This window comes from Paenibacillus campinasensis (assembly GCF_002272015.1).
In the GTDB taxonomy this organism is placed as follows: Bacteria; Bacillota; Bacilli; order Paenibacillales; family Paenibacillaceae; genus Paenibacillus_AQ; species Paenibacillus_AQ campinasensis.
Map to the genome: position 1 here is coordinate 1 of NZ_NPBY01000086.1, position 10,133 is coordinate 10,133.

A 10,133-nucleotide genomic window follows, 5' to 3' on the forward strand; every position below is an offset into this window, starting at 1 on the left:
GAGTTAAAACTCCTCTTTTTTTTGAGCTTCTTTTGCCTTGCGCCGAATCCTTTTCTTGAATAAAAATTGGACATTAGGCTCGACAATCCAGCCGAAGCAGCGTCTGACCCACGCGGAGGAAAGCATACAAGTGACAGCTATGCCCACCACGACTAACATAACTCTGCCAAAGGCAGAATCGAAGAGCTCCAGCAAGCCATAATGCAGCATGCCCTTCACCAGGAAGCCATGCAGCAAAAACACATACATCGTATGCTCTCCCAGATGGGTAAAGGGAAGCTTCGAATCTGGAACGATGGTGAGCACAGCCAGCCCCATGACAACGGTAAATAGGTACGTGAGCAGTCGATAGCCAGCGGCGTACCAAGCATCGATGCCAAATTCCAGATAAGGCAGTGAACCGTAGAACCAGTTTGTGCTCAAAACAGGTGATAGCATATATAACAGGCCGAAACCTATCGTTACAATCACCACAGAGCTAATCACATTTCGGCGAGTCTTTAATCTGTCTAACCACTCTCGCTTGAAATAGAACCCCATGATAAAGAACGGGAAGAAATAGAGCGTGCGCGAAATGCTTGCATAGTAATCCACGTCCAGTGCGTATCCCATCATCAAAGACATTCCGATACAGATCGCTAGCGGATATTTGAGAATGAGCAGGTAGGGCAGCAGCATTTTCCACAGCATCATACTAAACAGAAACCACAGGATCCAGTAAGGATAGAAATAGGTAAAGTTCAGTTTGTCGTGCCCTTGAGTATAGAAATCAAACAGGGTGTAGAGTGTCTCGAAAATGACATACGGGACAAGCAACGACGAAACCAGATTAACGTAATACTTCGGATAGCGAATACTCTTGGAGAAGTAACCGGCAGCAAAAATAAACAGCGGCATATGAAAAGAGTATATAAATTGATAGACCGCTTGGGTGGTTCGTTCGCCGTTAAAGGGCTCCATAAAATGCCCGATAACGACCAGCAGGATCAGTAAGAATTTAAGGTTATCGAAATAGACGTCTCTCTCTTGAAGTCTTTCCTGCATAGGTGACGCTCCTTTGGTTGCCTACCACAGATGTTATGTATAAGGATAAAAGACTTATAGGCGAAGCAGCTATGGTGAAATTCAGGAAGAAGGCTTTGAGTGTGGGGAGGGCCAGGGTCGCTCCAATGAGTGCGGGGCGGGGCTCTAAATTACGGGTGTGAACCTTACAAAGTCCATTTTTGCTCAATAAAAAAGGATATAAATCATTAACCAATGAACAGGGTGATATAACATGGATTGTCCCTTGTATCTGCATAAAATAACAAAACGGGAATGCTCATCAAGACAATCGCCCTGACAAGCACTCCCGTATTCATTAGAATTGAAGTTCTGCTAGCTGTTTAACACTTTGCTCGGCATTTGGATCAACCTGGAGCAGACGCTCCATGAGTGCTTCATCGTCAGTGCCAAGCTTTTGCAATGAAGCGAGGTACCAGCGAGCAATTTCCTGCGGGATCGTCTGTGATAAGTCCTCCTGGATTCCCAGCTTAAGGGCATCCGCAGCCTCCTGCGGCTGATTCATCATATAATACATTTTACCTGCGTTTAAGATCATATCAGGTGTGTTTTCGAATGGACGACCTTGGAGCTGACCTTCGGGCAATGTTTCCAAGTGACGAATACCGGCTTGAACCTCGGCGAATGCATCGGTCGCCTGTTTGAAATATTGGTCTTTCGTTGCAATGTCCCCAGTGCCCAAGGCTTTGCTTCCCAGATCATATCCTTGATGGATGATTTTCTCGTACCATTCGATATCCCACTTGAACTTATACGCGTTGTTAATGAGTACCTCGTAAGCCAGTTCCGGCTGCTGTTTCAGTTCATACCCTTCAATCAGACGTAAAAGCATGAATTTATTGTAAGGCTCGTCTTCTAGCGCACGATTCAGAAGGTCAACGGCCAGATTGTAGAAGCCTTCCTCTTGCGTCTGTCGATACCCCGTATAATAGAGCGAGCTTAGCAGAAGAACCGAATCCGGATGGCTGGAGCGAATGCTCAGATCCTTGTCCAGCGGAGCTTTGATCTCCTCAAAGGAATTACTTGTCTGAGCTAAACGGCGTGCATCCATAGCGGCATCTGCTGCTTGTACGTAGCGGATGGACGTGATCAGAACAATGATCGCACCGATGCCGACAACTGCGCTAAATGCGCCTCTAGCGGCTGATTCAGGTAACGTCCATTTCTTCACCGGTCTGCTGTCCATGGCTGCAGCCATACCAGCGAGCCCCAGGAAGACAAGAATCCCCATAAATACGTAACTCAGGTTAAAGTCCAGAATACTATGCAACAAAATCGACAAGACGATAATCAGATACAGAAAATGACTGTTCTTTCCGTCGGTATCCTGCTGTACGTATCCACGAATGTATTTATAGAAAATAAAAATGATAAACGCCATAAATACCAGGAAGCCAAGGACACCAACCTCGATCAAGTATTGCAGGAAGAAGTTATGGGCCTGACGGCTTGTATACGGGTTGTTCTGATACTGCTCGTACAGTGAGGCCCAGGCTCCCCCGCCGGCTCCAATAATCGGATAATCGGCTAGCACCTTCATGGCATCCTTGTAAAATGTGAAACGTTCCAGCACACTGTGCTGATTGAAATTGATGTTCTCAAGTCGAACGCTAATATTCTGAGGCAGAATGTTCTTCAGACTCGTCCCGATAAATAGGAAGATCAGTACTCCGCCAATGACAACAGAGCCAATCGGCAGCCATAGACTCGCGCCCCTCTTCTCTGACCAGGTGCTTAATACCGATTCCAGCTTCGGAGCGACGAAGCGCTGGATCCCCCAACCAAGCAATCCCATGATGATCGAGGCCGCGATCAGGATTCCCCAGCCTTTCAGTGCTCCGCTGCCGCTGAAGGTTTCATTAAGCTGTAACCCAATGTCCGTAACGGATTTGGATATGAGCAGTGATATAACACCGGCCATTCCACAGTAAAGTATCCATAATAGCTGCTGTGCTGGTTTCAAGAACAGGAGCAGGAGTACAAATACGACCGGCAGCATCACGAGCCCACCCCGTGACAGGGTCAGGAGAAGCGATACGATGATCGGAACAAGCATGAAGCTGTGAAAAGCCTGGCTGTACCATTTGCGAGATGTCGTAACGAAAAAAACGGCTGCAAACAGGAAGGCCATCAGAAAGGCAGCATACGTGTTAGCGTATTGGAATACGGAGGTCAGGCGCAGACCGTTAGAGTCTGTCATGACCGCATGGGTATAAATGCCGTTTAATACCGTGTTAGAGAACCATTTGGCAATTGCACCTGCGCTTTCTCCCTGGCCGAACCAGTGGAGCAGACCAAATCCGACAATCAGATAGGCAATAGCCATGATAGCTCCTTGGATCATCCGGTTCCCTAACGCGTCCCGAAGAACATACAATCCAATAATAAATATGATGGCGTAAATACAATTAATGAGGACCATGTTAGCGGCTTGGGTCTGTGAAGCAGCGCTAATCATCGAAATTATGTAAGTTAACGGCAATAGCAGTACACCTACCGCAAGCCAGTCTCTCTGTTCCGTTAGCTGGAACCTTTTATAGTACTGTGCAATCCAGAGGAAGAGTAACAAACATGATAATATCGCAGTCCAAAAAATAGGCTTCTCAAAATCTAGCTGAAATCCGTTAAACAAAGCCGTTTGGAAGGGAGTCCAGGCTAGAAATAAGATAATTCCTGTAATTAATATCCAAAACAACGCTGATCTTGTGTCCTGCTTCCTCAATTCAACGGCCTTTTTGCCGTATACTGGTTTCGACAACGCAATTAGCTCCTTTTCTTGTAGATACGACAATATTTTAGCATAATTCTAGTAACAGAGACCACAAATAAGGAAATTAGGTGCTATGCTTTATATCATGATTAACAATTACAAACCACTAGGTTTGACTCGAATGAGGGATGATAATACAGGTTCCGCTTAAAAATATACTAGAGTAGTCAACGAAGCTTTCAAAGGTTTCGAATAAAATAAACTAGGTCTCACGAATAATGGGCCTTTTACTGCAACTGAACCAGTTACTGAGCATTATGACGACGTTTTCAAATTCCCCATCGTCTCGACGTCACGGTTTTTTTCACGTATACTGGTTTCGACACGCTTTAACTAATGCATTGTTTTAGCAAAATTGTATAGTTGAGCTATTTTACATAGAAATATGATGTTTTATTATTTTTGTGAATATTCTGGAGGTCTTTCAATGAGTTTTTGGAGAAATAGACAATTGATTCTTCAATTCGTCAAACGTGATATTAGCAGTAGATATAAAGGGTCTTATCTAGGGGCGATATGGTCAATTTTAACGCCTCTATTTATGTTGGCTATTTATACATTTGTATTTAGTGTGATTTTTCAGGCGAAATGGAACATTGAGACAGAGAATAAATTAGATTTTGCATTTATTATTTTTTCGGGAATCATTGCATTCAATGTATTTTCAGATGTAATACTAAGATCTCCGAATTTGATTATTAGTAATGTGAATTTTGTCAAAAAAATTGTTTTTCCTCTTGAAATTTTGGTTGTTGTTGCGATAGGGTCTTCTTTATTCCTAGCTGGCATAAATGTTTTAATCCTTGTTTTGGGGCAACTTTTATTTAATGGAGTTATTCATTGGACTATTATTCTACTTCCGATTGTGTTATTACCATTAGTTTTAATAACCCTTGGATTAGGCTGGTTTCTTGCTTCCTTAGGTACTTATTATCGCGACATAAGCCATATTATAGGTTTAATTGTTTCAGCATTGATGTTTATGAGTCCCATATTTTATCCCGTATCGAATATCCCAGAAAACCTAAGAGGTATATATATATTAAACCCAATTACCCATATTGTGGAAGACATGCGTAGAGTGATAGTATTTGGCCAAATGCCGAATTGGGGATGGATATTAGTGGGAAGTGTAATAGGATTAGTTGTATCATTGCTAGGCTTAAAGTGGTTTAACAAAACAAGAGGAGGTTTCTCGGATGTCCTCTAATATATCTATTTCCGTCAAAGATGTGAGCAAGTGCTATAGAATGTTTGATCGTCCTCAAGATCGATTGAAACAAAGTTTTGTGAAGAATAAGAAATATTACAAAGAATTTTGGGCTTTAAAAAATGTTTCGTTTGATGTACTGCGTGGACAAACCGTCGGGATAATAGGCCGCAATGGTTCTGGGAAAAGTACAATTCTTCAGATTATTGCTAATACGCTTACCCCCACTTCCGGGGAAGTTGCAGTTAATGGAAGAGTAGCTGCTTTATTGGAGCTTGGAAGTGGCTTTAACCCAGAGTTTACCGGAAGAGAAAATGTGATTATGAACTGCACAATTATGGGGCTCAGCAGCGCAGAAATACAGCAACGACTGCCACTAATTGAAGAATTCGCGGAAATCGGCGAATTTATTAATCAACCCGTAAAGCTATATTCATCAGGGATGTTTATTAGATTAGCATTCGCATGTGCCATAAATGTTGATCCAGACATACTCGTAATTGATGAAGCACTGGCGGTAGGCGATATGCGCTTCCAACTAAAATGTATGGACAAGATAAAAACTTTCCAAAAGGAGGGGAAAACCATACTTTTTGTTAGCCACGATTCTTACTCCATTCGTAATATTTGTGACGAGGCGATTTGGATGATGGATGGACAAATTTATCGGCGTGGTGATGCTAAGGTTATTATTGAAGAGTACCAAGATTATATGAAAGCGGACAACGAGCCCCAAGTTCAGGATGAAAGTACCAATCAAACGTCTGAAAAATACGGTGATATTTTAAATATTTCAGAGGTAAACATCGTTGGTTCTGAAAATAATATTGTTCCTTTTAAGCAGCCGATAACTGTAGAAATACAATATACATTAAAGGAACCGGTTAACCAACTTCTGGGTGGCGTTGCGATTTATGATAATGAAAAGAACTATATTTGCGGATTGAATACCAAATTAAGTGGTTACTCCCTCCAGGACCAACCTGGTACTTATAAATTGAGATTGAATTATAATGAAATGAATTTAATGCCGGGAACTTATTTTATTGATGTAGGCTTTTTTGAAAGCGCAGGTGTCGTTCCCTTGGATTATCAGGGGAAAATCCAATCCTTCAGGGTTGCTTCCGGTGAATATTTTGCCGAAGGCATGATTTATCTGGATCATGATTGGGTCTTGTTGGAGGAGGAATAAAAGCGAAATGCAAAAGTATGATCATGAGCTTGATATGATGTCAGAAAACTCAGCAGCCCTGGTTTTGAAAGAAATTCCAACCGGGTCAAAAGTTCTTGAACTGGGGCCTGCCACAGGTTATATGACCCGCTATATGAAAGAAGAACTTAATTGTTCTGTATATTGCATCGAATACGATCCGAGTTCTGCAGAACAAGCGTCTGTATATTCTGAAAAAATGATCGTCTCCGATTTGGAGGATTTTTCTGTATGGACTAAACAACTCTCCGGTGAAAAATTTGATTATATTCTTTGTGTAGATGTATTAGAACATCTAAGGGATCCTCATAGGGTTCTCAGAGAGGTAGTCAAATACTTAGAGGCAGAGGGCTCTGTCATCGCCTCAATACCTAACATTTCCCATAATGCCATTATTATGAGCCTTCTGCAAGGTGAGTTTAAATATAATCAACTCGGACTTCTTGATAATACTCATGTTAAATTTTTTACAAAAGAGTCAATTATTGAAATGCTAAGTGAAGCAGGCTTAGAAATTGTAAAAATGAAGGCAACGAAGGCCTGGCCCGAGGAAACGGAATTTCATAAGAGTTATGAAGAGTTCCCAGAGGCAGTGCAAGATTATTTGCTTAGTAATCCTGAAGGCCATGCATATCAGTATATCTCCGTGGCTAAAAAAATATCGTCTTCCAAGGTTTTAGATAAGGATAATGCAGAATCGTTTCCTATTTCTACTATCGAGCCGATCTATGATCAGTTACAGGTATTTTGGAGTGAAGACGGTCAATTTTCCGAAGAAAAATCGGTACAATGCTATATGCATTATGATAATAAATACCATGTTTATAAAATCTCGCTACCTGCCGCAACTATAAAGAAAATCCGGATTGACCCCGGTTCGTGGTCAGCATTTATTAATATCAAATCTGTCAAATTGATAAAAAGAGATGACGATTACATATCATCAATCCAAGATTCTTCAGCTGCTAATGGGTTTGCTCATTTATCCGTAGTCAACAACTTGACGATAATCGACAAGAAGAATGAATTTAAAGTGTTTGCACCTAACAGAGACCCTCAAATGATCTGGGATTTGCAGGAGTTATCCTTACAGGGCAATGTTGAATTATGGATTGAGCTTTCTGCTTTAAAAGGCAGTCTCTTTGTTGATCATATTAAATCCGTGATTTCAGACTATAATGCTCAGATCGAAAATTTACAGGAACGGTCCATTCAGCAACAGATAAGTTTTAACAAGGCAGAAGAAAAGTATAACAACTTAGAACAAATATACAGAACTCTTGAAGAAAGATTTGCACAGACTATCAGAGAGTTAGGATTAGAACGTGCTGAAAAGGAAACGCTCATAAAAGAACACAAAAATAGATTAGACGAACTGATGTATAAAGTGGAAATGGAACGTCAAATAAATGGGCACTTGAATCAATTAGTCGGAGACATCCGAAATTCAAGATCTTGGCGAATCACCAAGCCTTTACGCTATGTTGGTAGCTTTTTAAGAAAAGTCAGATCAAAACTATCGAAGTTTGTTGCGCTTGTATTCCGGCGCCGATTTAGAATAGAACCGGTACCACTTCAGAACATAAATTGTATAGATCAGGACTATTGGGAGAATGTGGGGGAAGATCCGTCGTTTATCCTGAAGGGAAAGTTTCCTACCGGCTGGGTCGTTATGAAAGTGATCATAATCGCAGAGACCAATGTACCTTTAAAGTTGTATTGGGATCGTGGGCACGGCATGTCCGAGCAGGACAGTGCTATGCTTGGCATGTCTGTTCTAGGACATAATAAGGAACAAACATTCAGGGTGCTGATTCCTCATGATGCAATCTCCTTACGGCTTGATCCAGGTGAAGAACCTATTCAATTTTTAATGAGAGATGTAAGATTTATTAAAATCAGTAAATATCATGTCCTGTTTGACTCCTTAAGAGATTATACCCGTATGCGTGGAGGGTTCATTCGCTCAATGATTCCCCTGTCTCGTAAAGCGGTTCATATCTTAAAAAGATCTGGACTAACCGGGTTAAGAACCCAAACGAGACGTGCCTTGGGTTTAACACAAAACATCGATATGACTCAAAGTTATCAAAAGTGGGTCGAATCCAAGTCGCTAACAGATATTCGAGAAAAGGAGATAAACCGAGAAATAAGTGAATTTGAATACAAACCACTGATTTCTATCATTGTTCCTGTCTACAATGTAGAGGAAAAATGGTTGAGAAAGTGCATAGAATCTGTAAGGAATCAATTGTATACGAATTGGGAGCTGTGCCTTGCTGATGATGCATCTCCTAAAAAACATATAAGAGAAGTGCTTGACGAGTATAAGCTCATAGACCCGAGGATTAAGGTGGTTTACAGGGAGAAAAATGGGCATATTTCCGAGTGTTCAAATTCTGCTTTAGCCGTAGCGACCGGAGAATTTATCGGGTTGCTCGATCATGATGATGAATTATCAAGAGATGCATTATATGAGAATGTAAAGCTGCTTAACATGCATCCTGACGCCGATTTGATTTACAGTGATGAGGATAAAATTACAGAGGAAGGGGAAAGACATTCGCCATTCTTTAAGCCGGACTGGTCGCCGGATTTGTTGTTGTCCCAAATGTATATATGTCACTTTAGTATTTACCGAAAGACTATTATTGACCAGATTGGCGGATTTCGTAAGGGGTATGAAGGCAGCCAAGATTATGATCTGGCACTGCGTTTCACGGAATTGACGGATGCGATCTATCACATACCGAAAATCCTATATCACTGGAGGACCATTCCGGAGTCAACATCTTCAGGGGCAGTTGCGAAAAATTATACTGATGATTCAGGTTATAAAGCCCTGCAGGATGCTGTGTTAAGAAGAGGTCTAAATGCTAAAGTAGACGGTATTAAGGATATTCCTAACGCATATATTTTACGTTATCGCCCTATCGACGAACCGTTAGTATCAATAATAATTCCTACAAGAAATATGGCAGAGATCCTGGAAAAGTGTCTGGTTTCTATTTTCAAAAAAACCAATTATACGAATTACGAAGTTATCATCGCAGATAATGGGAGTAGTGAGGAGGAGACAATTCAACTCTTTAACGAGTGGAAGGAGAAAGAACCCAATCGCTTTAGAGTGATACGAATTGATATCCCATTCAACTATTCTAAAATAAACAATATTGCAGTTTCTGAAGCTAAAGGCGAATTAATTCTTCTCTTAAATAATGATGTTGAAGTAATAAGTGAGGATTGGATAACGGATATGGCCGGACAAGCAGTCCGAGAAAATATCGGAGCTGTTGGAGCATGTTTATTGTACCCGGATAATACAATTCAACATGCTGGAGTAGTGCTTGGCATCGGTGGAGTAGCCGGCCATAGCCATAAATACTTTGATGCTGATGATTATGGGTATTTTTCGAGATTAAAGTTAATCAGTAATTATTCAGCGGTAACTGCCGCTTGTCTAATGGTTCGAAAAAAAGTTTTCGAAGAAGTTGGGGGATTGGAAGAGAAGTTACAAGTTGCATTTAACGATATTGACTTCTGTCTTAAAATCAGACAGAAAGGCTACTATAACATTTTCTTACCACAGGTAAAGCTGTATCATTATGAGTCCAAGAGTCGGGGGCATGAAGATACTCCTGAAAAGATCAAACGATTCAATAATGAAATTGATATCATGATGCAAAAATGGGGAGGACAATTGGAGAATGATCCGTTCTATAATATTAATTTGACCAAGAAGAAAGAAGATTTTAGTTTTGAGTTTATCAATTGATTTGTCTTTCAGAAAGGACATTCTATGTACTACAAGATACAAGACTACTTTAAAAGACCAATTATTGGAACACTAACATTATTCTTTATTTTAGTGTGTATATTCT

The 10,133-nt window shown here is 40.9% G+C and carries 5 protein-coding genes; 3 read left to right on the forward strand and 2 right to left on the reverse strand.

What is annotated here, in order from left to right; genetic code table 11:
* Window positions 1-3: 3 nt before the first annotated feature.
* Both CHH67_RS23795 and CHH67_RS23800 read right to left on the reverse strand, forming a co-directional pair.
* Window positions 4-1,044, reverse strand: coding sequence for an acyltransferase family protein (locus CHH67_RS23795; protein WP_095267860.1), 1,041 nt, complete (start codon window positions 1,042-1,044; stop codon window positions 4-6).
* 316 nt (window positions 1,045-1,360) lie between these two features.
* On the reverse strand, window positions 1,361-3,820 hold the full coding sequence (locus CHH67_RS23800; protein ID WP_095267861.1) for an O-antigen ligase family protein: 2,460 nt from the start codon (window positions 3,818-3,820) through the stop codon (window positions 1,361-1,363).
* Window positions 3,821-4,259: 439 nt separating this feature from the next.
* On the opposite strand from CHH67_RS23800, the gene CHH67_RS23805 reads away from it, so the two are divergent.
* The 3 genes from CHH67_RS23805 to CHH67_RS23815 are packed head-to-tail and all read left to right on the forward strand — an operon-like array spanning window position 4,260 to window position 10,027.
* Window positions 4,260-5,042, forward strand: a complete 783-nt coding sequence (locus CHH67_RS23805; protein ID WP_095267862.1) for an ABC transporter permease — start codon at window positions 4,260-4,262, stop codon at window positions 5,040-5,042.
* Window positions 5,032-6,234, forward strand: coding sequence for an ABC transporter ATP-binding protein (locus CHH67_RS23810; protein WP_095267863.1), 1,203 nt, complete (start codon window positions 5,032-5,034; stop codon window positions 6,232-6,234). Before CHH67_RS23805 ends, CHH67_RS23810 begins: the two co-directional genes overlap by 11 nt.
* Before the next feature lie 7 nt (window positions 6,235-6,241).
* On the forward strand, window positions 6,242-10,027 hold the full coding sequence (locus CHH67_RS23815; RefSeq protein ID WP_179292212.1) for a glycosyltransferase: 3,786 nt from the start codon (window positions 6,242-6,244) through the stop codon (window positions 10,025-10,027).
* The last annotated feature ends 106 nt before the right edge of the window (window positions 10,028-10,133 follow it).